Genomic DNA, 24004 nt, shown 5'->3' with positions numbered 1-24004 from the left:
GTTGTGTTAGTCGGCAAAATTCATCCCTCTGTCCCAGTCCGTTGTTGGATCAAGGCAGAATCCAAATTATTTTTCTTCATCACTTGAAATAACGGTGCAGTTCACTCAGATACTGCCCATATTCGAACTAATTATAGCAAACAAAGAAATAAAATTACTACATTTTTTTGAAAAAATAATTTTCTATTTTATTACAGTATGTGAAATTTTCAAAATACCAATTAACCGTTATCCACAATTTGATTCCTACCCCGCAAATATACAAATAAAAAGAAGCTCCCAAATTGGAACTTCTCTTCACTTAATTTCTATATCCGCAGAATGAATATGATGAATCTGCCCTTTATCATCTTCTAACATAAGTACACCATCTGCTGTAATTCCTCTTGCGATACCTGTAATCGTATCTTTCATCGTTCGAGCCGTAATCTCTTTTCCTATACTTATCGCATAACTTTCCCAAAGAAGTTTAATAACCGAAAAACCATTCGTTACATATTCTTGATATAACTTCTCCATTTGTAAAAAGATCTGTTGCATAAGCTCCGCTCGAACAATTGGTTTACCTGATTCAATCGCTAAAGAGGTTGCGATTTGCTTAATCTCATCAGCAAAATGCTCTTGCCCCTGGTTTGCATTAATGCCTATTCCCATAATAACAGCGTTAATTTTATCTGGATCAGCCTGCATCTCTGTTAAAATACCAACAGCCTTTTTACCTTGTATTAAAATATCGTTAGGCCATTTAATTCCAACATGTACACCTGCACATTTTTCAATCGCTTGAGCTACACTAACAGCTGCTAATAGTGTAAGTTGAGGCGCATGATGAACTGGAATAGCCGGACGCAAAATGATACTCATCCAAATTCCTGTCCCTTTTGGTGAATGCCATTTTCTACTCAAACGACCGCGCCCTGCCGTTTGTTCTTCCGCCACAACAATCGTCCCTTCTGCTGCACCTTCATAAGCAAGTTTTGCTGCAATATGCTGCGTAGACTCTACAGATTCTTCAAAATAAACCGTTCTCCCTATAAATTCCGTCTGTAAGCCTAATTGAATTTCATTCGCTGTTACTTTATCTGGTTTACTAGCAATCCGATAGCCAAGGCGGCGTACAGCTTCTAGTTCATACCCTTCACTTCGAAGATCCTCCATATGTTTCCAAACAGCGGTTCTTGAGCAGCCAAGCTTGTCACTAATTATTTGACCAGATACAAATTCGCCATCTGCTTCAGAAAAAACTTGTAATAATTGTTTTCTTATAGTAGATTGCATCCGTGTAGCCACTCCCTTATTTTTTCTTTCTCATTTTCTAATCGTTCTTGTAAAATTTCTTCTTCAATTCTTTGCAACACTTCTGCCACCCATGGTCCCGGCTTTTTTTCTGTCCAACCTAATAAATCATTACCACTTACTTTCATTTCCTGACGATTATGGATAGATAATGAATTAAATAATGACTGCACTTGATTTACAGAAGACATATCATATTTTTCTATAATAGCTTGATATACTCTTTCAGCCATTAAAGCAGTCTGCAAACCTGTTTTGTATAGAAAGACTGCATCCCAAGACTTTGTTTTTCTAGAACGGATTGCTAATATAACAGCTACAATATCTTTTATTTTTTTATTTGAAAATTTCCATTGACGTAAGAAAACTGATGGATGTTCTTCACCAATACAATATAGGAAAAATGCCCACGCCTCAATTTCCGTTTCAAAAGAATCCCATTTATATTGCGCAGCTTTTAAAATTCTCTCTTCTGACATTTGTAAATACGGTAAATGCGTAAATAATTTTGTCTCTACTAGTTTTTGAAGCCCCTTTACACAATATGTACCTGTCAACAACTTTTCAAACTCAACCGTAATTCTTTCAATCGCTATATGTTCCAACAAATGTCCATACTTTTCAATCGCATGCTTCGTTTGTTCCTCTAAAGAGAAGCCTAAAGTACTAACAAAGCGAATACCACGCATCATACGTAGTGCATCTTCTTGAAAACGAGAAGATGCATCTCCTACAGTTATAATTTCTTTCGTTTTAATCGCCTCTTGCCCACCAAATAAATCAATGATTTTTCCCTGTTCTGTCATCGCAATTGCATTCATTGTAAAATCACGTCTCTGCAAGTCCTCTTCTAATGAACGCACAAATTGAACACTGCTTGGTCGTCGAAAATCCTCATATTCGCTTTCTGTTCGAAAGGTCGTCACTTCATAAGGAACTCCTTCTTGTAAAACAATAACAGTACCGTGCTCAAGACCGACAGGAACATGACGCGAAAATAGATTCATTACTTCTTCTGGTAAAGCCGATGTTGCAATATCAATATCACCAATTGGTCTACCAATAATAAAATCCCGAACACTTCCACCAACGAAATACGCCTCATGTCCATGTCGGTTTAATATTTCAATAATCTCTGCAGCCTGCTTAAATCGTTTCATGTTTGTCATCCCTTAGTATGTCATAATAAATCTTCTCATATTGTGAAACAATTTTTCCTGAACGAAATTGCTCATATACAGCTGCCATCGCTTGTTCTGCCATATTTTGATGAAGCTCTTTATTCTTAAGTAGTTGTATTGCTTGTTTTGCTATGCCTAACGTATCACCAACTTTGCATATATATCCCGTTTCACCATGTTTAATAACCTCTGGAATGCCCCCAACCCGTGTTCCAATACATGGCACACCACAAGCCATTGCTTCTAGTAAAACAAGACCAAAGCTTTCTTTTTCCGATAAAAGTAACATTAAGTCACTCATGGCAAGAAGCTCTGCAACATTATCCTGTTTTCCTAAAAACAAAACATGTTCTTCAATATGTAAGCTTTTCACCAACTGTACAATTGTACAAAATTCTGGTCCATCACCAACAAGTAATAATTTCGCATCCACTTCTTTTACAATGTTAGCAAATGACTGGACAACATCTTGTACACGCTTGACCTTACGAAAATTCGAAATATGAATTAATACCTTTTCACCTTCACGTATGCCATACTCTTTTTTTAGTTGGGACATATCTCTCTTAAAATAGACACGCTCATCAATAAAATTATATACAGTCTGAATTTCTTTATTTGGCTTTACAAGCTCATTTGTTTCTTGAATTAACGAGTGAGATACAGCTGTAACAGCATCAGATCGCTCAATACCAAACCGTATTAAATTATTTAGAGAAGGGTCTGAACCAAGTACAGTAATATCAGTTCCATGTAACGTCGTAACGATTTTAATATCGTCTCCAATCATCTGCTTCGCTAAGTATGCACAAATTGCATGTGGTATTGCGTAGTGCACATGTAAAATATCCAAGTTTTCTCTCTGCGCCACCTCTGCCATTTTACTTGCTAATGCTAAATCGTAAGGTGGATATTGAAAGACAGAATATTGATTTACCGTTACTTCATGAAAATAAATGTTTGGATATACTTTATTTAATCGGAATGGAACTCCAGAGGTAATAAAGTGAATTTCATGACCTCGTTCAGCCAATTGCTTTCCAAGTTCCGTACCCACAACTCCTGAACCACCCACAGAAGGATAACATGTTATACCTATTTTCAATTTCATTTACATCCCCCTATTAAATCAGCATGTAATAAAACTGGCTTTTTACTCATAAATCCTTCAGCATACATAACTCCAACTTCTTTTCCAAACATTTTCTCACGAGCAATAATCGTTTCAACATACCCTTCCGTTAAAGGTGTCTTAACCCCATCACTTCCAGTTGCAAACTGACTTTCATACGCTTCTAACGCTGCTATCTTTTCAGAAAGCTGCTTACTAATATCTATACAGAAATTAGGTTTATGAAAACCATTAATCATATAATAATAAAAAGATTGCGCACGGTGTGGCGGAATTTCTGGCATATATTTACGAACACCCGCTGAAAATACCGCTTCTTCCACAAGTTTTGCACAATTCGCATGATCTGGGTGACGATCTTCATAATATGGTGCAAAAATTAGCGTCGGTTTATATGTACGAATAATCTTTACGATTTCCCGTATATATTCTTCTTTCATATACAAACCACGGTCCGGCATTGCTAAATTAATCCGCGTTTCTACTCCCATAATACGAGCAGCTGTCTGGGCCTCTTTTTTTCTTAATTCGACCGTTCCGTTTGAAGATAAATCAGCCTCTGTTAAATCACAGATGCCAACTTGATATCCTTGTTTCGTATATTTTGCAATGGTGCCTGCCATGCCGATTTCAACATCATCGGCATGGGCACCAAACGCTAATATATGTAATCCACTCATAATTGTTCCCCTCATTTTCTTAACTTTCGGTAGTCCAAATCCCCTCGATCTAATGCGTGCATTAACATTTCTGCACTTGCCATGTTCGTTGCAAGCGGAATTGCATATACATCACATAAACGAAGCAACGCATTTACATCCGGTTCATGTGGTTGTGCTGTTAATGGATCTCGGAAGAAAATCACCATATCTAAATCATTTTTTGCAATCATTGCACCAATCTCCTGGTCACCACCAAGAGGACCAGATTGATATCTTGTAACTTCTAAACCTGTCGCTTCCATAATACGAAGACCTGTTGTTCCTGTTGCAAAAAGTTCATGTTGTTCAAAGATTGGTTTATATGCGTATGCGAACGAAACCATATCATCCTTCTTTTTGTCGTGTGCGATTAAGGCAATCTTCATCCGTTTTCTCCCCTTTAGTCGATGATATTCTCTAATCCATATACAAGATGATCAAGATTCATTACTGTTTCGATAGATAATTTTACTCCAGACATAAATGATGCTCGATTGAATGAATCATGACGAACCGTTAACATCTGTCCATCTCCACCAAACAATACTTCTTGATGCGCAATAAGGCCTGGTAAACGTACGCTATGAATGTGAATCCCATCTACATTCGCACCACGTGCTCCTTTTAATTGTTCTGTTTCATTTGGATGACCTTGTTGTTTTGGTTCACGATTTTGACGGATTAAGTCTACTGTTTTTACAGCTGTTCCCGAAGGAGCATCTAGTTTTTGATCATGATGTAATTCAATCACTTCAACATCTTGGAAATATTTCGCTGCCATTTGCGAAAACTTCATCATAAGTACTGCACCAACTGCAAAGTTTGGAGCAATAATTGTACCTACTTGTTTTTCTTTCGCAGTATCTGTTAAATGTTGAAGTTCTTCTTCTGTAAACCCTGTCGTACCGATAACAGAACGAAGACCATGTTCAACAGCAAGTGTAACGTGTTTTTTTCCGATTTCTGGTGTCGTTAAATCTAGCAATACATCCGCTTCTACTTCATTTAAACAAGTATGTAAGTCCGCATAGATTGGGGCATCTAATGCTGGCATTCCTGGAAGATTTGAAATTTTGTCACCACCATGTTTATAATCAACTGCTGCTACTAATTGAAAATGTGGCGTTCTCTCCATTAGAAGTACAGCTTCATATCCCATGCGTCCTCTTGGTCCAGCAATAATTACTTTAATATCTTTCATTACTCTTTCTCTCCCTCTTCAATACGTGTCCAGCGATCTTTATCACGTATATTAAATTTATTCATTACAATGTTATGTGCTGTTTCTAAATCAATATGTAAGCTATTTGCCATACAGATCATAACAAATAATACATCTCCAAGTTCCTCTTCAATTGTTCGAGCTTTTTCAGTCGTTTTCTTCGGTTTTTCACCGTAATAGTGATTCACTTCTCTTGCAAGTTCACCCATTTCTTCTGTCAAACGTGCCATCATTGCAAGCGGACTGAAATAACCTTCTTTAAATTGACTAATATATGCATCAACTTCTTTCTGCATATCTTTCATCGTTTTTTGTTCCATATTGTTCACCTCTAATCCTTCCTCTTTCATGTTAGCCAATTCATGGCGATTTGACAAATATTATTCCTCTTCCCCCTATTTGCCACGTATTTTTGGATAGACTATAATAAAGTGAAACTTTCTTTCGCAAACGCTCTTCTTGCAAAAGATTAGCCCTAACCAATCTGGCTCCTACGGATGGTCCGCCCATTCTTAGCTTTATCTCCTACCAGCCGTTGGCGCAGGGCAAAGTAAAACTATTTTCTGTATTTTATCGTTTTAGCGGAGCAAAGTAACAATTACATATTAGGGGGCTTACGACATGAAAACTAACTTGAAGATTCAAAACATTATATTTATTTTGATTGGTTCCGCTATCTTCTCTTTTGGCATCGTAAATATTAATATTGAAAATCACTTAGCAGAAGGTGGCTTTACAGGAATTACGTTATTACTTTATTTTCTATTTTCACTTGATCCATCATATACAAATTTACTCTTAAACATCCCTCTCTTTTTCGTCGGTTGGAAGTTACTAGGACGAACAACTTTCTTATATACATTAATCGGAACATTTAGTGTTTCTTTATTTCTTTGGATTTTCCAACGCTATGAATCATTAAATTTACATTTAAATTTGCAAAACGATATGACGTTAGCTGCATTGTTCGCAGGTGCCTTTATTGGCATTGGCCTCGGAATTATATTTAAATACGGCGGGACAACTGGCGGTGTCGATATTATTGCGCGATTAGCACATAAATATATTGGCTGGAGCATGGGAAAAACGATGTTTATGTTTGACGCTGTTGTCATTGTCATCTCAATTCTCACATACTTATCTTATCGCGAAGGCATGTATACGTTAGTTGCTGTCTTTATCGGAGCGAAGGTGATTGATTTTATGCAAGAAGGGGCATATGCAGCGAAAGGAGCAACCATTATTTCTGACAAAAATGACGAAATCGCAGCCAAAATTCTATCCGAAATGGAGCGCGGGGCTACCTTTTTAAAAGCTGTTGGTTCCTATACAAAGATTGAACGAAATGTCCTTTATTGTGTTGTTGCAAAAAATGAAATCGTAAAATTAAAAAATATTATCACTTCTGTGGATCCTCATGCATTTGTTGCAGTAAGCGATGTACATGATGTAGTTGGTGAAGGATTTACACTAGATGAGAATAAAAACCCGTTACATAATTAACTACATGAATTCTTCAAGCATAAACCCATATGTGTACCTAGAAAAGCTTTCAAGTCCAAATAAGCTTTTCTAGGCGTTTTACAATTCTACTTTATATACTCCCTCAACTTTTCTAAATCAGCATAAATTAATTCCAATAAGCTTCTATTATAAAAAATTGAAGCTGGATGAAATGTCGGAAAAATATTATACACTTGCTCAGTCCATACAAAATCTGTGCTTTGATTATTTTTCAATTTCCGCACTGGTTGTTGTAATAATTCCCCATGAACATCAGTAATCTTTTTACCTGATCCCACTAAACGCTTTAGTGCAATATTTCCAAGTGTGACAATAACCGGCGCTTGCACATGCTCTATCTCATAATCTAACAAAGGAGCATGTGCAAGTACTTCTCTCTGATTAGGAGTTCGATTGTATTTCTTCTGAATAATTTGCCCGCTCCGCTCTCTTTTCTCTCTCCATGTATAAGGCCGACTACGAACAGCACTTGTAATATATACTTCTTCTCTTTTTAAACCAATATGTTCTAAAAAAACCATTAACTGCTCTCCTGCTCTTCCACTAAATGGAATACCATTATGAATTTCAGTTTCTCCAGGTGCTTCTCCAACAAGCATCAATTTCGGCTTTTCAGGACCTTGTCCACTTATAAATCCCTCTACGGCATAGTTAACACTACGCTCTTTCACATGCATCACTAATGAAGCTGGATATTGCATACTCATCACCTTTAATCTTAATCATTCTACCTATTCTTATTATAACTTTCTCTCTAGAATTCTATTACCGAATTACACGTAGAACAAAAAAACAAATGAAATTAAACCTAGTAAAAAAATTTCCATCTTCTTATTCTATAAAGATGAATTTCATCTCTACAAAAATTCACATTAGAATTCGTTCCAACAGTTAAGTTTGAGTTACCAAATTTCCCTAAAATCCAAGCATAATAAAAAAGACTATCAAAATTGATAGCCTTTAATCGTCACTACGTTGCATACCCGTATATACTAACACTAGACGAAGCAATTCAAATACTGCAACTGCTGCTGCTGCCACATATGTTAATGCTGCTGCGTTTAATACTTTACGAGCTTGCCCATATTCATCTGTCGATACAATTCCAAGAGCTTCAATTTGCTGCATTGCACGTTTGGATGCATCAAATTCAACTGGTAATGTAACAAGTTGAAACAGTACACCTGCAGCCATTAAAATAATCCCTAGTAACAATAAACCAGTCATTTGTGCAAACATACCAATTAAGATAAAAATCCATGACATATTTGATCCAAAATTCGCCATAGGCACTAATGAATGACGAACACGCATAAAGTTATAATCTTTTGCATCTTGAATCGCATGTCCTACTTCATGAGCCGCTACCGCTGTTCCCGCAACAGAATGACCATAATAGTTATCCGTTGATAAACGAACGGTCTTTGCTGTTGGGTCATAATGATCTGATAAATGACCTGGTGTTTCTTCTACAGCTACATTGTATAATCCATTCTCATCTAAAATTTTCCGAGCCACTTCCGCTCCTGTCATACCGGATGTTGAATACACTTGCGAATACTTACTGTAAGCACTACGTACTTTAGACTGTGCATACAACGGTATGATCATAATGATCGCGAAGTAAATTAAATAAAACATCATGAACCTCCAGTGAAGTCTTAATTATTTAGTACTTTCCATTCTATTTTCTTCTTTACACATTGTCAATAAAGAAACCTTACAATCCTTGTCTATATTCGTAATATTATCGATTTTTAGAATGCATCCCGCTGGTACGTTTTGCTTTCTCTCCCTTATATTTTCTCCAGCCAACGTATGTTAATGTAAACAAAATGATCCCACCTGTAATTGTCATAAACCATATGAGAGACGAATCCACTTCATCTTTCTTTGCTGTTTGGAATATTTTTTGTAAATCTTCTTTTATAATCCCTAATTGCGTTTGTCCACTTTTATTTTTTAACATAACATTACGAAATTCATCCAAATACGATAAATGCGCATTTACACGCTGCGATTGATTTTCTGGCAATGCAATCATTAAACTTGGATAAATCACATCAAATTCACGAAGAAATGTATTTAACGATTGTTGGAAACCTTCATTATCTCCTGCTTGAAGTGTTTTTTCAACTTTAGCAAAAGCCCCCATAACACGTCCTTCTCGTTCTATCCAAAGCGGTTGATACTTAGATACCTCCGCATCTACCGCCAGTTGTAATGCTAATACATCATCTATTTTTATTTGACGATCTACACTTTCTTCTCCAAGCGATTGCTGTGCCTTGTCATATGCTAAAGAAATTATCCGAAAATGCATAGGTGTTAGTTTATTTTCCTTTGTGTTCTCTCGTAATACAAATCGCTCTGAAAAACTTCGCAATACTTGCGTTGCTTTCTCATATTCTTCCTGTTTTACAAGTTGTAATGAATCATCTAGTAGTACCGTTAACTCATTCCATTTTTCAGCATATATGCGTACTGGAAACAATATAATCAGAAATGCTATCATTCCAATTAAGACTCTTTTCATCCCGGTCCCCCCTATAACTACTAGTACAAAATATGTTAAGGTGGACAAGAATAGAACAGAACAAGGTTGAAAAATATTTTATGTTAATTGTTAAGGGATGAACTCTCGACTAATGAAAGTTTTACTTTATGAATAAAGATTCTTCATTGAAGTTTTACTCTTTTTTCGTAAATAACGATACATAAAATAACAAATCGCACTACCACATAAAATCAATAATAAAATAACACATGCTGCATGCATAAAAAACTGTTCTGGTAGCATTAAAATAACCGGATCCGTTTCACTATCAAACTGCCAATAATCATTAGTAAAAAGAAGTTTATGAAATAGTACAAAGCTCTTTTCAAAATTAATGGCAATGGGTAAAGTAAGCGCAATCGGAAATATAATAGTCAAAATTGCACCATGTAATAAAAACTTCACCTTTCTTTTTCGTAATAAGTACCACCCACCCAATAAAACAATACCGAGCGCCATGCACATTCCGTATTGAATTTTCACTAAAATATTTTTCACATCAACAAAATGAATTCTTCCGCTTGTTGACATATCCAGTGTAGGAAACTGTAATGATCCTTGATAAAAAGGAGAAAGATATGTAATCAGCACATCATAGTTTCTCTTAATTTCAGACTCTGTCATATTTGCTAAATCTGGTATATTTAAAAAATGTATATCTGCATAATATATCCATTTTCCATATACAACAATTGTAGTTGCAGCAGCAAAAATAAAAAATGCGATACAGTATGAGACAATAGAATTTATACAGCTATCCAGCACTCTTGGTCCTATCTTATTTGCATTCATTCATTTCCCCCAATTCCTCATTTAAATTCATAACAAAAACTGCTTTCGATTCCTTCTCAAACAATAATAATATGTAATAGCTAGTACAACAATACTTAGCCAAAATGTAAAATAACCAATCTGTTCAACAAACAAATGCATAATACCATATCTCGGCATTTGCCAAAATAAATAGTCGATTACATCATTATGTAATGTCCATATACTCGCTACAACAAAATGCCACTTTTTAATACGGTAAAACGGAGCATACAATAAACCTTGCACGGCCATTGCAAAATGAGAAAATACCAACATATAGCCCATAAACCCAAGATCGCCCTGAACCATAAACATAATACCATTTACAACAACAGCCCAAATACCATATTTCATTAACGAAACGATTGCTAACGCTTCTATTAGTCCCCAATTTTTATTTCTTAAAAATGCAAATAACACGATTACAAAAAATAAACTTGCGATAGGGCTATCCGGAACAAATGGCCAGAATATCATTGAAGTTTCCATCAGTTGTTCTCCATACCAAACAAAACCAAATATTGTTCCTAGAATATTAATAATAAGTAAAAATATTAAAACTGAACGCTGTCTTAATAATGCATACAAATAAGCCAATCTATATGTACAACACCTTTCAAATATAGTAATTCTTTATAAAAACCAGTCCTTTTAAGTAGGAGAGAGCATCCGTTCATGCATAGTAGTGGTCAGATCCTTTACCTCATGCCAAGTGAGAAACACAACGAGAAAATAAATAGCGATTACCTTTTGTTCTTCATAGCAGACACTTTTAAATTGAAAAACAAAATGTATATATATTATAACAAACTTCCTCTTCTAAATAGAAAAGCTGACTACAAAAAATTGTAGTCAGCCTTCACTTATTTCTTATTATACTTTGCAATAAATTCTGAAAGTTTCTTCGCTTCTTCATCCGTACCTTTAAATACCCCTTTAGGCATTGCACCTTTTCCATCTTTCGCAATCTTTGCAATTTCTTCTGGTTTTAACGTTAAGTTTTGTAATGCTGGTGCTGCTGCACCCCCTTGTAAGTTATCACCATGACATGTTAAACATGTATTTTTTTGCATTAATTTATAACCATCATCATTTTTATCCACCTGTGTCGTTTTAACAATTGCACCCTGTTTTTTTGCAGCTTCCCAGTCATGATGTGCCACAGACTCCCATGTTAAAAAGATGATGGAAGCTATCGCTAATAGCATAAATCCAGTTGCCACTGGACGCTTCAACGGACGTCTTTCAGGGCCTCGATCGAGAAATGGAGCCAATAACAATGCTCCAAACGCAATTCCTGGCATAATAAATGCACCGATTACAGTATATGAGCCTGATGCGTATGAATATTTTAACAATTGATATAAAAATAAGAAGTACCAGTCTGGAAGTGGTATATACCCTGCATCTGTAGGATCCGCCATTCTCTCAAGTGGTGACGGATGCGCCACTGTTAAACATAAATAACCGATTAAAAAAACCGCACCAACCATCCATTCTTTTAACAAGAAGTTCGGCCAAAAAGCTTCTGTTTTCCCTGGATATTCAGAATAATCTTTTGGGATATTCGGTTTACGTGCTACAGGTACTCGTGAATCTCCCACAAACTTCATCCCTTTACCGCGATGCATAATCTCCCTCCTTTAATTCAGTTTTTCTTCTATTCTTTCAAATTAGCAATCTCTTATAGCGGACCAGAAATACCTTGTTTGCGAATCATGATGAAGTGGAAGGCCATTAGACCTAGAAGTGCTGCTGGTAAGAAGAAGACGTGAATAGCAAAGAAGCGAGTTAATGTTTGAGCCCCGACAATTTCGGAGTGACCAGCAAGTAATGTTTTAATATAAGGACCGATAAGCGGTGTTTGCTCCGCAATTTGAATCCCTACTTTTGTTGCAAATAGTGCTTTCATATCCCATGGTAATAAATATCCAGTAAAACCAAGACCTAGCATAACAAAGAAAATAAGAACACCGACAATCCAGTTTAATTCACGAGGTTTCTTATATGCACCTTGGAAGAAAACCCTAAGTGTATGTAAAAACATCATTACAATTACCAGACTGGCACCCCAATGATGCATGCCACGAACAATTTGCCCATATGCAACTTCATTTTGTAAATAATAAACTGATTCCCAAGCATTTTTAATATCAGGTACATAATACATTGTTAAAAACATTCCTGACAAAATTTGAATTACAGTAACAAAAAACGTAAGTCCCCCAAAGCAGTAGACGAATGCAGAAAAATGATGCGCCGGATTTACATGTTCGGGTACTTCATGGTCTGCAATATCACGCCATATCGGTGTAATATCTAGCCGCTCGTCCACCCAATCATAAATTTTATTTAACATCTATTTCGCACCCCCTCTTGGCTTTGCTTTTCCTAAATAAAGCGTTCCATCCTTCACTTTAGATTCATACACATCAAGTGGAGCAAGAGGCGGCGTTCCTTTTATGTTTATGCCATCTTTTGTGTAACGTCCTCCGTGACACGGACAAAAAAATTGATTAGGATGCGACTTATCCGAATTCCAGTTAACCGTGCACCCCAAATGTTTACACACTGGCGAAAACGCTACAATGTCTCCGCTTTCATCTTTGTGCACCCAAGCAGATTTAGGTTCTTCGGACTTGTACCAACCATCAACCTGCTTTACCTTAAAGTCAAAGCGTTTTGGTTCTGTTGTAATCTCTTTAACTTGTGCAACAGGAACCATCTCTCCCCCCGCCTCTTTCCTTAAAACCGGATCAAGTGCAAAACGCGTCATCGGCATTAAAATACCAGCTGCCATAAACCCCCCTACACCTGTAAGCGTGTAGTTTAAAAACTGTCTTCTTGACACACGATGTTCTTTCTCGCTCACGAAAATTTCCCCCCTCTATCAGAAATTGTCCCCTCGTGACAAACCAGTATAAAAAATAAAAAATAGGACACTTTCATGATATAATACCCACATGCACAGGTCAATATCATACTACTCATAATCATAAGAACTATCTGTTTATTATTTATTTTCCCATTTTTCAGTCAATAGAGACATTATATTTTTTACATGTGCCTGAATTACTTCTCTTTTCGCTTGATCACTAAATTGTTCTAACGATAGAGATGGTAACCAAAACAAATGACCTGGTAGCATATCTTCAGCCTCTTTCCATCCCAAATCACTGGTAACATACGCAATATGTTTCAGTCCTTGGTCTTGTAAATGGCTTGCCCACTCTTGCAATCGCGCTTGCTCTTTCTTTTGTTGCTCCGCTAAATAAGTAAAAGGAGGTAGTAAGAGTACTCTTCCTTTATATTCTCTTTCTAATTCTATACTTAAAGTTTGAATAAATTCTCCTTGCTCTACAATCCCCTTCATTTCTTTTGCTACGGAAATAGAAAGAAGGGGTATAATACCAGTATCCACATACTCCCTAGCTTGTTCAAATTGCTCCGCATCTTTTACAACCCATTTCATCATAATTCCCTCCTTTACTTGTTATTTTAATCTAAATGACAGAACTTTCACTTTATATCTATTAAACCATACTAAAACGGGTAAAAAAAGAAAAACTACCTAATATAGGTAGTTTTTCTTTAAGTAGTCGGAAATTTGTCAAAATTAAATAAAAAAATTATTCCTTATAAGCTTTTTAATTCCTCGGTTAACTTACAAAAAGTTTCCTTATCCTGATTGTCGAGCGCTTCATCAATTTGCTTTAAAAGTCGGTCTCTTCGAAATGAAAATACACTCTCTTCTAAAAATCGTTCCGCAAGTAAACGATCTTTTTCATTTACTTCAATATGCTTTGGTAAGTACGGATTTTCTTCTAATACTGCTACATAATTTGCATTTTGGAACGATGATTTAAAATTAAGCTGAATATAAATGTCCTCATCTCGATTTAAACGGATGTCATGAAACGATTTTTCTGCATCCGTCGTCATAACATTTTGTTTAAAGAAGTGAAACGGTGTATCTTTTACACAATTTGCTGACATCACTAAACCACGAGGACAGTATTTTGCATGTTCTACGAAGTGGACTTTGTGCATTAATTGATCATGACTCATTAAATAATTTAAAATCCATACACATTCACGCTGTTTCAGTTGGTAATTGTTTAAAAACCACTTTACAAAATCCTTCTTCTCGTTTACAGAAACAGGGGTATTCATAGCGCTTAGTCCCTCCTCTGTCTTTCTTTTTTTATTTAGATTCAAGAAGCAGCATGCACTTTCCTTCCAACTTATGAAAAATCCTCTAAATTATATAGCAATTCTTCGATGTGAATTTGTGTCGGGTCCAGTTGTAGTAAGCGTGTAAATACTTCTTTTGCCTCTTTTCGTAGGCCTTCTTCTAACAGGAAATAACCGTACTCTTCCAAGAAATCTGGATGATTCTTAAAAGAAGTATATGCACTCTCATAGTGTTTTAATGCATCAGAATACATTTCTAATTGTTTTTTCGCAAATGCCAGATCCCAAAGTAATTGTGTATCCTGCTCTCCACTATCCATTGCATTTTCTACAGCAGCAATTAGTTCTTCATATTTTTCTTGTTCTTTTAAGATATATGCATATTTTAATATCGCACCTAAATGTCCCGGATCAAGCTGTAATGCTTTTTGAAGCAATTCTTCTGCTTCTGCTAGCTTTCCTATCTTTGCTGCAATATTTGCAAGTTCTACATAAAGAGGTACGGATAATTCATCAATTTTAATTCCTTCATGAAGTGTTTCATAGCTTTCTTGAAGCATCCCTTCTTTTTCATAACATTTAGCTAAATACATATATAAAGAAGCATATTCTGGATCTAATTCTTTTAATTCTTTCCAGGCCCCTATTGCTCTTTGATACTCTTCGCCTTGATAAAGTGTAAATGCATAGCCGAATAAAGAATGAATATCTTTCTGCTCTTCTAGCCCTTCTTCATAATACGTAATAGCTTCTTCCCAGTTTCCAATTGCACTTAACGTTTCAGCTAAACGAAGAGCAATCACAACGCCTCCCATTACTTTATGCTCAGCAAGTAATGACTCATAATAGGCAATCGCTTTTTGCTCTTCACCTTTACTGCTATAGAGTTCTGCTAATCCAAAAGTAATAACAGGCTCTTCTGGCATCATTTCTTTTGCTTTTAATAGTTTTTGTTCCGCAACATCATCGAAGCCCTGCATTTGAAATAAATCTGCAACAAGTAATAGAGATTGAACATATAGTTCATCATCTTCAGGAATATCATGAAGTACTTCGATCGCCTCGTCTTCTTTATCTAAATCAATGTATAATTCTGCTAAAAATATTGTAAACTCGCTTTCTTCGGGATATAACAAACGTAGGTCTTCTGTAATAGCTAACGCTTCATCAATAAATCCAAGTGTATGATAGTAACGGGCGATATCATATTTTTCTTCGTCCGTCCCTTGTTTTACCAATTCTTTTAATAGTTCTAATCCTTTTTCCGCTTCACCGTTTTCAATGTAAGAAACAGCTTGTTCAAACTTTTGCATAAATTTCTCCTTTAACTCTTATAATATTCTCTTCTGTTCATTAATAATAAACAACTGTCACCACGTACGCAACTAAAAGGAAACAGCAAAGAATCTTTCCCAACTGAAAAGATTCTTTTGCTTCACAGAGATTCTAACTGATCAAAAAATTCCGGATAGGATACCGCGACTGCATTACCATTTTCAATTTGCACTTCGCCTTCTGCTATACAGGACGCAATTGCAAGCATCATACCAATGCGATGGTCTCCATGACTATCAACAATATTTCCTTGTAATTTCTGATTTCCATTAATAATCATGCCATCTGAAGTCGCTTCAATTTTCACTCCCAGTTTTTGAAGCTCATACACAACTGTATCAATACGATTCGTTTCTTTTACTTTTAACTCCTCAGCATCTTTAATAATTGTTGTCCCTATCGCTTGTGTCGCCAGTAAGGCAATAATAGGAATTTCATCAATTAATCTTGGAATAAGTGAACCGCCAATTTCCATTCCTTTCAACTCAGAAGTTTCAATTGTAATATCTCCACATGGTTCAAACTCTTCATTTCGAACATTGTGAGTTGAAATACGCGCTCCCATCTCTGATAACACATCTAGAATCCCTGTTCTTGTTGGATTTAAACCAACATTTTTCAATACAAGTTTACTATTCGGTACAATTGCACCCGCTACTAAGAAAAAGGCTGCTGAAGAAATATCACCTGGAACCTCAATTTCCAATCCCGTAAGCGATTGACCACCTTGTAATGAAACTGTTCGACTATTCACATCTACTTTACATCCAAATGCCCGTAGCATTCGCTCCGTATGATCACGTGATTGTAGCGGTTCGGTTACTGATGTTATCCCTTCTCCTTGTAAACCAGCAAGTAAAACCGCTGATTTCACTTGCGCGCTTGCTACAGGAGAATGATAGTGTATACCTTTTATATTTCCTCCACGTATCGACAAGGGCGTATATTGTCCCTCTTCCCTTCCGTCAATTTGTGCATTCATTTCGCGAAGAGGGGCCGTAACACGTTTCATAGGACGTTTTCCAATAGATTCATCGCCAATGATAGTGCAATGGAAAGGAGTATTTGCTAAAATACCGAGCATAAGACGAATGGTGGTTCCTGAATTACCTACATCTAGTACCTCTTTTGGTTCCTGTAATCCAGCTAATCCTTTTCCATATACATTGACATCGTTACCATCTTGTTCAATCATTACGCCTAATTTTTGAAAGCAAGCAATCGTACTTAAACAGTCTTCTCCTAATAAAAAATTTGAAATTTTTGTTGTACCCACTGCTATAGCTCCAAACATCACAGCACGGTGCGAAATTGATTTATCTCCAGGTACAGCAATTGTGCCATTCAAACCATTCTTCCGCCTCATGATTCTCCTCATTTTTTATCACCTCTATTACAAATAATATATACTTTTGTACACCTATATCATCTCTATATATTCATGTTGATTTTCTAACATATAAGTTGTTATAAAGAGCAAAAGGTGATCCATACTCTTTTACTCTCTTGATCTTCCCTTAGCACATGGCTAAAAAAGACACTGATCGGTTCCATGCACGGCCGAATCCTCTCCCTCACCTAAAGATTAGATTTTATGTCAGTTTTTCAATTTATATGTACATATCTTTATTGTACTGCTTTCCGTCTTCATCGCGCAAATATGGTCTAAAAGAAAACGACTCCTATAATGAGGAGCCGTGACTTTTCTTAAGAATATGTTTCTTCTTTCTTTTTCTGCTCTTTCACAAGTTCCGTAAGCAATCCAATAATCTCATCATTCTCTTCTTTTAAACCAACAGTAATACGAATACCATCTGGCAATCCAAACGCAGCACCTGAACGAACTATATACCCTTTTTGCATTAATCTTTCAAATGCTTCATTACCAGGGATCCCAAGATCTAAGAGGATGAAATTTGTTTGTGATGGATAGTAAAAAACGTCGTACTCCTGACAGAACGTATAATATTGATTTAGCCCTTCAGCATTTCGTTTCACACATTCTTGTAAAAATTCTTGATCTTCTACCGCTGCCAAACCAACTGCTTGCGCAATAGATGAAGTATTAAATGGTAATCTTGCTACTTCTAATTGCTGTATAAGTTTTTCATTCCCCACAGCATATCCAATACGAAAAGCAGCTAAACCATATGCTTTTGAAAATGTACGTAACACCATGAGGTTTTCATATTTTTCAAGAAGCGGCAATGTTTGAGGATAGTCTTCCGCTCCTGCGTATTCATAGTATGCTTCATCCATAATAACAAGGGCAGTTTTGGGAACTGCCTCTAAAAATGAAAGTAATTTTTGTTTTTCTACATATGTTCCTGTCGGGTTATTCGGATTACAAATCCATACGATTTGCGTTTTTTCATCAATTTCCTTTAGCATCGCATCCAAGTCATGAATACCATCCTTAAGCGGCACTTCACGAACCTCTGCCCCTTCAATTACAGCATGGTGATGATATTGTGAAAATGTTGGGTTTGCCATCACAACATTTGTACCTTTTTGTAATAAGGCGCGACTAACCATTTGAATCACTTCATCTAAACCACTACCGAATAAAAGTTGTTCTGGTTTCACATGAAGGTGTGCAGCTACTTTTTCACGAAGTTCAAACGCTGCTCCATCTGGATACAGAGCGGATTGTGTACTTAATGCAGCTAACGCTTCTCCTACACGTTTTGAACAACCAAACGGGTTTTCATTAGATGCTAATTTTACAATTTTAGATAACCCATACTCTCTTTTTACTTCTTCAATGTTTTTACCAGGCACATACGCTTTCAAAGTTAACAATTGCTCTTTTACTCTCATTTTAGTTCCCCCTGTCATTTACTAGATCAGACCGTAATACAATCGCCTTTTCACAATACATATGCTCTACTTCATGCTGCAACTTTTTTGTCATGACTGTCATCATACGAATACATTTCTATAAAGCATTCGATGTATCTATGTCTTTTACATACATCACTCATACATAAGTAAAGCCTTCCAAGCGTCTTCACGATGCCAGAAAACATGCATTTATGTCAGCCATCGATACAGTATCAGCGGGATAGGGTTCCATTATCATTTTTTATTCTTTTCATTAAACGCTCTTCTACAGTCAATATCTCCTCAACTACACGACCCTTACCTGTAATTGCGCCGCAAATTACACAAATCAAATGGATTCCGCATCTCTTTGAAATGCTTCTAATGCAGTATGAACAGTCTCATCAGAAATAGATACGACATTCACTACCCCATATTCCTGCATAAGTACCATACGAATTGTTCCTGCGTTCGCTTTTTTATCTTGCTTCATTACTTGCACAAGACGTTCTATATGTAGGTTCTTTGGCATATGCGGATAACCATACTGAGAAAACCAACGCTGTATTTCTTTATAACCAAGGTCTACCTTGTAAATTTGTTCACTTAAAAATATAGCGAATAACATACCAATCGCTACTCCATCACCATGTGTAATTTTTCCATACCCCATCTCTTTTTCAAGAGCATGTCCTAATGTATGTCCAAAATTCAAATGAGCACGTACACCTTTTTCCGTTTCATCTTGTGCTACAATATTCGCTTTTACAGGAATTGCTCGCTTTAATATATAAATTAATTTTTCATCCCGTATATCTTCTAATCCTTTTACTTCCCGCTGTAACCAATGATACAATTCAACATCACCGATAAAGGCATGTTTAATTACTTCAGCAAACCCTGAACGCCACTCTTTTTCCGGTAATGAATTTAGAAATGGAGTATGATACAAAACTGCTTCTGGTTGATGAAACGCTCCAATCATATTTTTCCCTAGCGGATGGTTAATGGCAACTTTTCCACCAACTGCGCTGTCATGTGCCAGTAAAGTTGTCGGAACTTGAATAAAGCGAATACCGCGCATAAATGTAGCCGCAACAAAACCAGCTAAATCACCAATCATTCCTCCTCCAAGTGCAACAACTAGAGAATGTCGATCCATCACATTTTCAAGTGCTGATGTATGAGCCGCATAAAAATTTTCAAATGATTTTTCTTTCTCTCCACTTGGAACAATAAATGAAAAAACATGTTTTTCTACTTGTAATGCATTCATAACTGCTTCTAAATGGAATGATGCGACAGATTCATCAGAAATGACCATGATATTAGAAACAATTGGTTTCATATTTCGAACAAGCGTTGTCAAATGTGACAGCGCATCTTTTCCGACATATACATCATACTCTTTAGACTGTGTTTGAATATGTATTTTTTCCATTAAAACTCCCTCGCATATTCATTATGTTTCTTTATATTTTCACGAATACAATCCATACGATCTGCTCCAAATTGTTCTACTAAAGCCGCTGCTAATTCCCATGCAACAACTGCTTCTGCCACAACGCTAGCTGCCGGTACAGCACAGCTATCAGATCGTTCAATACTCGCTGAAAAAGATTCTTTTGTATCAATATCAACACTCTGAAGCGGTTTATATAGAGTTGGAATTGGTTTCATGACACCGCGAACAACAACCGGCATTCCTGTTGTCATGCCACCTTCTAATCCACCTGCATGATTCGTTCGTCTCGTATATCCTTTTTCTTTATCCCAAAGAATTTCATCGTGTACTTGACTCCCTGGCTTATGTGCTGCTTCAAATCCAATACCAATTTCCACACCTTTAAAAGCATTTATACTCATTACTGCTGCTGCTAATTTCGCATCGAGTTTTCGATCATAATGTACATAACTCCCTACTCCAATTGGCATTCCTTCTACAATTACTTCTACAACCCCACCAATTGAATCTCCACTTGCTTTTGCATCATCAATTGCCTGCATCATCTTTTCAGACGATTCCTCATCTAAACAACGAACAGGAGATGCTTCTGTAATTTCTTTTAGTTGTTCTATTGATTCGTATGTAAACTTTTCTGCTTGCACACCACCAATTTCAATTACATGTCCAGCAACTTTTACACCTAGTTCTGCTAAAAGTTTTTTTGCAACAGCTCCCGCTGCAACTCGAACCGTTGTTTCACGTGCTGAAGAACGTTCAAGTACATTTCTCATATCACGGTGTCCATATTTAATTGCACCATTTAAATCAGCATGACCAGGTCTCGGTCTTGTAATTTGTCTCTTCATCTCTTTTTCTTCTTGTTCAGTTAACGGATCTACTCCCATAATCTTTGTCCAATGAGTAAAATCTCGATTTTCAACAACGAGTGTAATGGGAGAACCAAGCGTATGACCATGTCTGACACCACTAACTATTTGCACTTGATCTTTTTCAATTTGCATGCGTCTGCCACGTCCGTAACCTTTCTGCCTTCTTGCTAATTCTTCATTTATATCATCTGGTACTAAAGGTAACCCTGCTGGAATACCTTCCAAAATTGTCGTAAGTTGCGGACCATGAGATTCACCAGCTGTAATATATCGCATCGGTTATTCCCCCTTTTCTTGTAATTCTTTTATCCCACATTAACGGGCGGGAAGAGGCTCTGACCGCTTTTATGCATGGCCCGATGATCTCTTCCTAAAAAAGAAAAAGTTTATATCGTTTTTTCAATTTGTATAGTTGTTCCAAAGTTATTCTTCATTTATAGAAGTTCCACTTTATGTATCAATATATCATACCAACCTTTACTTCGTAACTATTTGAAACTAAAAAAGTGCAAGAGGAGTATTCACACTCCCCTTGCACTTTCCACTGTTACCACAGTAATTAAAGCGTTTACAAATTATTTTAAAATAATTAGTAAATCCATTGATTCATTAATTTTGAGTAGTCTACTAATTCTTCTTCTTTAAAGAAAATACCAATCTCACGTTCTGCACTTTCTAGAGAATCAGAACCATGGATAATATTTTTCGCAACTGTTACACCAAAATCGCCACGAATTGTACCTGGTGCCGCTTCATGAGGTCTTGTTTTACCCATCATATTACGAGCAGTATCTACTACACCTTCACCTTGCCATACCATTGCAAAAACAGGACCAGATGTAATAAAATCTACTAATTCACCAAAGAAAGGTCTTTCTTTGTGCTCAGCGTAATGTTCTCCTGCAATTTCTGGAGTAACTTGCATTAATTTCGCACCAACTAATTGAAAGCCCTTTTTCTCAAAACGAGCTACAATTTCCCCAATGAAGGCACGTTGTACACCATCTGGTTTTACCATTAGAAATGTTTTTTCCATAAAAAATCTCTCCACTTCTGAATTATGTATGTAATTGTATATCCCCACACACATATTATCACCCTTGTCACAATTGTGCAATAGTTTTGAAATAGAGAGATTATTTTATTTATAAAAGAAAGTCATTAAAATTTTCGTTTCCCAATATACTTTGCAACATTTTGCAAAGCATATTTTGCTTGTCCACGTGGCAATGGTTTTATTACCTCTAATGCTTTATGTAAATAACGTTCACTAAATGCAAATGCCCGATCGATTGCTGAGCTTGTTTTAATATCATGAATAATTTCTTTCATCTCACTTGCAGTTGTATTTTCATGCACAGAAACTATTTTCGCGCGAAGCTTTGGATCTTCCATTGCATACAAAACTGGGAGTGTAATATTCCCTTGCAACAAATCTCCACCAGCAGGTTTTCCTAATTTTTCTTCTGTTGAAACGAAGTCTAAAATATCATCAATAATTTGATAAGACATACCAACAAAATAACCATACCAAAACAAACGATTTACTGTATCACGGCTCGCACCAGAAGCAATAGCTCCCAACTGACAACTAGCCGCAATCAACAATGCTGTCTTTCTCTTAATCCGTCGTAAATATGTTCTTAAATTTTGATTATAATTATATTTATCCTTAATTTGTTCGATTTCACCTTTACATACTTCCAAAATTGTATACGATAATGCCTGATGTGCTTTAGGAACTTCTAAATTTGTAATACACTCAAGAGACTTTGCAAACAAATAATCTCCCGTATACATTGCAATACGGTCTCCCCATTTTGCATTTACGGTTGCACTACTTCTTCGTAAGAATGCTGCGTCAATTACATCATCATGAACAAGAGAAGCCATATGAATGAGCTCTAAAGCAACTGCAACATGTTTAATTGCATCTAACTTGTAGTCTCCAAACTTGCCTGCAAGAAGCACAAAAACAGGACGAATTCGTTTACCACCAGCTTCGATAAGCTGTAATGCCGCATCTTCTATTAGTTGTTGCTCTGAGGCAACAACCTTTTTTAATTCTTTTTCTATTACATCAATATCGGATCGTAAAAAAGAGTACATAAGTTGTAACTTCATATTGTTCACCTTAACCTAAAAACGTCTTTTTTCTATTTTGATTTTGGTTTGAATCCTAAGTGCATAGCTGCTACACCAAAGGTAAATGGTTTCACTTGTACATGCTCAAGCCCTGCAGATTCAAACATCTTCCCTAATTCTTTCATCCCAGGGAATGTGCTAGCAGACTCCTGAAGCCATGAATATTCCTTATAGCTTTTCGCAAACATTTTACCAAACAACGGCATAATATATTTGAAATACAAAATGTACATCTGACGAAAACCAATCATTGTTGGTTGAGATGTTTCTAAACAAATTACTTTGCCGCCTGGTTTTACTACTCGAGTCATTTCTTTTAGTACATGCATATAATCAGGAACATTACGAAGACCAAAGCCAATTGTTACATAATCAAATGTATTATCTTCAAATGGAAGTTCCATTGCATTCCCATGCATAAGTTCTACCTGTTTTAAATTTAAAGCTTCAACTTTCTCTTTCCCAACAGATAGCATATTTTCACTGAAGTCTAATCCATATACTTTCCCAGTCGTTCCAACCGCATCAGCAAGTGCAATTGTCCAATCAGCAGTTCCACAACACACATCTAACGCCTTGCTTCCTAACTGCACATCCATAATTCGCATCGTTTCTTTTCGCCATGCTTTATGCCTTTGAAAACTTATAACTGAGTTCATTACATCGTATTTATCAGAGATTTTTTCAAATACGTCATGTACTCTTTCTTCTTTTGATTGTTGCATGCGCTTACCCTTCTTCCAA

General features: G+C 36.3%; 26 protein-coding genes. 1 reads left to right on the top strand and 25 read right to left on the bottom strand.

The window, feature by feature from the left end; genetic code table 11:
- Positions 1–297: 297 nt before the first annotated feature.
- Genes QRY57_RS09460 through QRY57_RS09430 form a run of 7 tightly spaced genes read right to left on the bottom strand, consistent with a single transcriptional unit; the run spans position 298 to position 5852 of the window.
- Positions 298–1278, bottom strand: coding sequence for a biotin--[acetyl-CoA-carboxylase] ligase (locus QRY57_RS09460; RefSeq protein ID WP_286017260.1), 981 nt, complete (start codon positions 1276–1278; stop codon positions 298–300).
- On the bottom strand, positions 1263–2456 hold the full coding sequence (locus tag QRY57_RS09455) for a CCA tRNA nucleotidyltransferase (protein WP_286017259.1): 1194 nt from the start codon (positions 2454–2456) through the stop codon (positions 1263–1265). The genes QRY57_RS09460 and QRY57_RS09455 overlap by 16 nt, the downstream gene beginning before the upstream one ends.
- Positions 2443–3588, bottom strand: a complete 1146-nt coding sequence (gene bshA / locus QRY57_RS09450; protein WP_286017258.1) for an N-acetyl-alpha-D-glucosaminyl L-malate synthase BshA — start codon at positions 3586–3588, stop codon at positions 2443–2445. The genes QRY57_RS09455 and bshA overlap by 14 nt, the downstream gene beginning before the upstream one ends.
- Positions 3585–4289, bottom strand: a complete 705-nt coding sequence (gene bshB1, locus QRY57_RS09445) for a bacillithiol biosynthesis deacetylase BshB1 (protein WP_286017257.1) — start codon at positions 4287–4289, stop codon at positions 3585–3587. The genes bshA and bshB1 overlap by 4 nt, the downstream gene beginning before the upstream one ends.
- 11 nt (positions 4290–4300) lie before the next feature.
- Complete coding sequence (gene mgsA / locus QRY57_RS09440; protein ID WP_026591180.1) at positions 4301–4696, bottom strand: methylglyoxal synthase; 396 nt, start codon at positions 4694–4696, stop codon at positions 4301–4303.
- Between the two features lie 14 nt (positions 4697–4710).
- Positions 4711–5511, bottom strand: a complete 801-nt coding sequence (dapB, locus tag QRY57_RS09435; RefSeq protein ID WP_026591181.1) for a 4-hydroxy-tetrahydrodipicolinate reductase — start codon at positions 5509–5511, stop codon at positions 4711–4713.
- A complete protein-coding gene (locus tag QRY57_RS09430; protein ID WP_051588565.1) occupies positions 5511–5852 on the bottom strand; it encodes a nucleotide pyrophosphohydrolase in 342 nt (113 codons plus the stop codon). The genes dapB and QRY57_RS09430 overlap by 1 nt, the downstream gene beginning before the upstream one ends.
- A gap of 301 nt (positions 5853–6153) precedes the next feature.
- Here QRY57_RS09430 and QRY57_RS09425 point away from each other — a divergent pair, with 301 nt between their 5' ends.
- Positions 6154–7035, top strand: coding sequence for a YitT family protein (locus QRY57_RS09425; RefSeq protein WP_026591183.1), 882 nt, complete (start codon positions 6154–6156; stop codon positions 7033–7035).
- Positions 7036–7121: 86 nt separating this feature from the next.
- Here the strand turns inward: QRY57_RS09425 and QRY57_RS09420 are convergent, their stop codons facing one another.
- The 18 genes from QRY57_RS09420 to QRY57_RS09335 form a co-directional block, all read right to left on the bottom strand.
- On the bottom strand, positions 7122–7763 hold the full coding sequence (locus tag QRY57_RS09420) for a uracil-DNA glycosylase (protein WP_026591184.1): 642 nt from the start codon (positions 7761–7763) through the stop codon (positions 7122–7124).
- 253 nt (positions 7764–8016) lie between these two features.
- Complete coding sequence (locus QRY57_RS09415) at positions 8017–8700, bottom strand: zinc metallopeptidase (protein WP_208016826.1); 684 nt, start codon at positions 8698–8700, stop codon at positions 8017–8019.
- A 103-nt stretch (positions 8701–8803) separates the two neighbouring features.
- A complete protein-coding gene (gene ypjB / locus QRY57_RS09410; RefSeq protein WP_286017256.1) occupies positions 8804–9592 on the bottom strand; it encodes a sporulation protein YpjB in 789 nt (262 codons plus the stop codon).
- Between the two features lie 126 nt (positions 9593–9718).
- Positions 9719–10405, bottom strand: coding sequence for a lipoprotein intramolecular transacylase Lit (gene lit, locus QRY57_RS09405; protein WP_026591187.1), 687 nt, complete (start codon positions 10403–10405; stop codon positions 9719–9721).
- 27 nt (positions 10406–10432) lie between these two features.
- A complete protein-coding gene (gene lhaT / locus QRY57_RS09400; protein ID WP_286017255.1) occupies positions 10433–11023 on the bottom strand; it encodes a lipoprotein heptaprenylglyceryl N-acetyltransferase LhaT in 591 nt (196 codons plus the stop codon).
- Positions 11024–11289: 266 nt separating this feature from the next.
- Positions 11290–12057 (bottom strand): menaquinol-cytochrome c reductase cytochrome b/c subunit, encoded by a 768-nt coding sequence (gene qcrC / locus QRY57_RS09395; protein ID WP_286017254.1) that lies wholly within the window; start codon positions 12055–12057, stop codon positions 11290–11292.
- A gap of 53 nt (positions 12058–12110) precedes the next feature.
- The gene (gene qcrB, locus QRY57_RS09390; RefSeq protein ID WP_000932700.1) at positions 12111–12785 is read right to left on the bottom strand and encodes a menaquinol-cytochrome c reductase cytochrome b subunit; all 675 of its coding nucleotides are present in this window, start codon (positions 12783–12785) and stop codon (positions 12111–12113) included.
- Positions 12786–13298, bottom strand: coding sequence for a menaquinol-cytochrome c reductase iron-sulfur subunit (qcrA, locus tag QRY57_RS09385; RefSeq protein ID WP_026591190.1), 513 nt, complete (start codon positions 13296–13298; stop codon positions 12786–12788).
- Positions 13299–13439: 141 nt separating this feature from the next.
- Positions 13440–13901 carry a YpiF family protein gene (locus tag QRY57_RS09380; RefSeq protein WP_286017253.1) on the bottom strand — a complete coding sequence of 154 codons (462 nt, stop codon included), beginning with the start codon at positions 13899–13901 and terminating at the stop codon, positions 13440–13442.
- Positions 13902–14062: 161 nt separating this feature from the next.
- Positions 14063–14599 carry a ReoY family proteolytic degradation factor gene (locus tag QRY57_RS09375; RefSeq protein ID WP_026591192.1) on the bottom strand — a complete coding sequence of 179 codons (537 nt, stop codon included), beginning with the start codon at positions 14597–14599 and terminating at the stop codon, positions 14063–14065.
- A 71-nt stretch (positions 14600–14670) separates the two neighbouring features.
- Positions 14671–15933, bottom strand: coding sequence for a tetratricopeptide repeat protein (locus QRY57_RS09370; RefSeq protein WP_208016824.1), 1263 nt, complete (start codon positions 15931–15933; stop codon positions 14671–14673).
- A 122-nt stretch (positions 15934–16055) separates the two neighbouring features.
- Positions 16056–17333, bottom strand: a complete 1278-nt coding sequence (aroA, locus tag QRY57_RS09365; RefSeq protein ID WP_286017252.1) for a 3-phosphoshikimate 1-carboxyvinyltransferase — start codon at positions 17331–17333, stop codon at positions 16056–16058.
- Between the two features lie 329 nt (positions 17334–17662).
- Positions 17663–18775 carry a histidinol-phosphate transaminase gene (gene hisC / locus QRY57_RS09360; RefSeq protein ID WP_286017251.1) on the bottom strand — a complete coding sequence of 371 codons (1113 nt, stop codon included), beginning with the start codon at positions 18773–18775 and terminating at the stop codon, positions 17663–17665.
- A 352-nt stretch (positions 18776–19127) separates the two neighbouring features.
- A complete protein-coding gene (aroB, locus tag QRY57_RS09355) occupies positions 19128–20219 on the bottom strand; it encodes a 3-dehydroquinate synthase (protein ID WP_026591196.1) in 1092 nt (363 codons plus the stop codon).
- On the bottom strand, positions 20219–21391 hold the full coding sequence (aroC, locus tag QRY57_RS09350) for a chorismate synthase (protein WP_286017250.1): 1173 nt from the start codon (positions 21389–21391) through the stop codon (positions 20219–20221). The genes aroB and aroC overlap by 1 nt, the downstream gene beginning before the upstream one ends.
- A gap of 313 nt (positions 21392–21704) precedes the next feature.
- Positions 21705–22151 carry a nucleoside-diphosphate kinase gene (gene ndk / locus QRY57_RS09345; RefSeq protein WP_000415880.1) on the bottom strand — a complete coding sequence of 149 codons (447 nt, stop codon included), beginning with the start codon at positions 22149–22151 and terminating at the stop codon, positions 21705–21707.
- 125 nt (positions 22152–22276) lie between these two features.
- Positions 22277–23239: a heptaprenyl diphosphate synthase component II gene (gene hepT, locus QRY57_RS09340; protein ID WP_286017249.1), complete on the bottom strand. Its 963-nt coding sequence runs from the start codon at positions 23237–23239 to the stop codon at positions 22277–22279.
- A gap of 32 nt (positions 23240–23271) precedes the next feature.
- Entirely contained in the window at positions 23272–23985 is a 714-nt protein-coding gene (locus QRY57_RS09335) for a demethylmenaquinone methyltransferase (protein WP_026591199.1), read from the bottom strand.
- Positions 23986–24004: the final 19 nt, after the last annotated feature.

Source organism: Bacillus arachidis (genome assembly GCF_030285945.1).
Taxonomy (GTDB): domain Bacteria; phylum Bacillota; class Bacilli; order Bacillales; family Bacillaceae_G; genus Bacillus_A; species Bacillus_A arachidis.
Note: the sequence above shows the minus strand (reverse complement) of the source record. Positions and strands in the feature narration are given on the sequence as shown.

Bases quoted from the DNA above. Each gene is read 5' to 3' on its own strand.
- QRY57_RS09460 (WP_286017260.1), bottom strand. From the start codon at position 1,278: ATGCAATCTACTATAAGAAAACAATTATTACAAGTTTTTTCTGAAGCA.
- QRY57_RS09455 (WP_286017259.1), bottom strand. From the start codon at position 2,456: ATGAAACGATTTAAGCAGGCTGCAGAGATTATTGAAATATTAAACCGA.
- bshA (WP_286017258.1), bottom strand. From the start codon at position 3,588: ATGAAATTGAAAATAGGTATAACATGTTATCCTTCTGTGGGTGGTTCA.
- bshB1 (WP_286017257.1), bottom strand. From the start codon at position 4,289: ATGAGTGGATTACATATATTAGCGTTTGGTGCCCATGCCGATGATGTT.
- mgsA (WP_026591180.1), bottom strand. From the start codon at position 4,696: ATGAAGATTGCCTTAATCGCACACGACAAAAAGAAGGATGATATGGTT.
- dapB (WP_026591181.1), bottom strand. From the start codon at position 5,511: ATGAAAGATATTAAAGTAATTATTGCTGGACCAAGAGGACGCATGGGA.
- QRY57_RS09430 (WP_051588565.1), bottom strand. From the start codon at position 5,852: ATGGAACAAAAAACGATGAAAGATATGCAGAAAGAAGTTGATGCATAT.
- QRY57_RS09425 (WP_026591183.1), top strand. From the start codon at position 6,154: ATGAAAACTAACTTGAAGATTCAAAACATTATATTTATTTTGATTGGT.
- QRY57_RS09420 (WP_026591184.1), bottom strand. From the start codon at position 7,763: ATGAGTATGCAATATCCAGCTTCATTAGTGATGCATGTGAAAGAGCGT.
- QRY57_RS09415 (WP_208016826.1), bottom strand. From the start codon at position 8,700: ATGATGTTTTATTTAATTTACTTCGCGATCATTATGATCATACCGTTG.
- ypjB (WP_286017256.1), bottom strand. From the start codon at position 9,592: ATGAAAAGAGTCTTAATTGGAATGATAGCATTTCTGATTATATTGTTT.
- lit (WP_026591187.1), bottom strand. From the start codon at position 10,405: ATGAATGCAAATAAGATAGGACCAAGAGTGCTGGATAGCTGTATAAAT.
- qcrC (WP_286017254.1), bottom strand. From the start codon at position 12,057: ATGCATCGCGGTAAAGGGATGAAGTTTGTGGGAGATTCACGAGTACCT.
- qcrB (WP_000932700.1), bottom strand. From the start codon at position 12,785: ATGTTAAATAAAATTTATGATTGGGTGGACGAGCGGCTAGATATTACA.
- QRY57_RS09380 (WP_286017253.1), bottom strand. From the start codon at position 13,901: ATGATGAAATGGGTTGTAAAAGATGCGGAGCAATTTGAACAAGCTAGG.
- QRY57_RS09375 (WP_026591192.1), bottom strand. From the start codon at position 14,599: ATGAATACCCCTGTTTCTGTAAACGAGAAGAAGGATTTTGTAAAGTGG.
- QRY57_RS09370 (WP_208016824.1), bottom strand. From the start codon at position 15,933: ATGCAAAAGTTTGAACAAGCTGTTTCTTACATTGAAAACGGTGAAGCG.
- aroA (WP_286017252.1), bottom strand. From the start codon at position 17,333: ATGAGGAGAATCATGAGGCGGAAGAATGGTTTGAATGGCACAATTGCT.
- hisC (WP_286017251.1), bottom strand. From the start codon at position 18,775: ATGAGAGTAAAAGAGCAATTGTTAACTTTGAAAGCGTATGTGCCTGGT.
- aroB (WP_026591196.1), bottom strand. From the start codon at position 20,219: ATGGAAAAAATACATATTCAAACACAGTCTAAAGAGTATGATGTATAT.
- aroC (WP_286017250.1), bottom strand. From the start codon at position 21,391: ATGCGATATATTACAGCTGGTGAATCTCATGGTCCGCAACTTACGACA.
- ndk (WP_000415880.1), bottom strand. From the start codon at position 22,151: ATGGAAAAAACATTTCTAATGGTAAAACCAGATGGTGTACAACGTGCC.
- hepT (WP_286017249.1), bottom strand. From the start codon at position 23,239: ATGAAGTTACAACTTATGTACTCTTTTTTACGATCCGATATTGATGTA.
- QRY57_RS09335 (WP_026591199.1), bottom strand. From the start codon at position 23,985: ATGCAACAATCAAAAGAAGAAAGAGTACATGACGTATTTGAAAAAATC.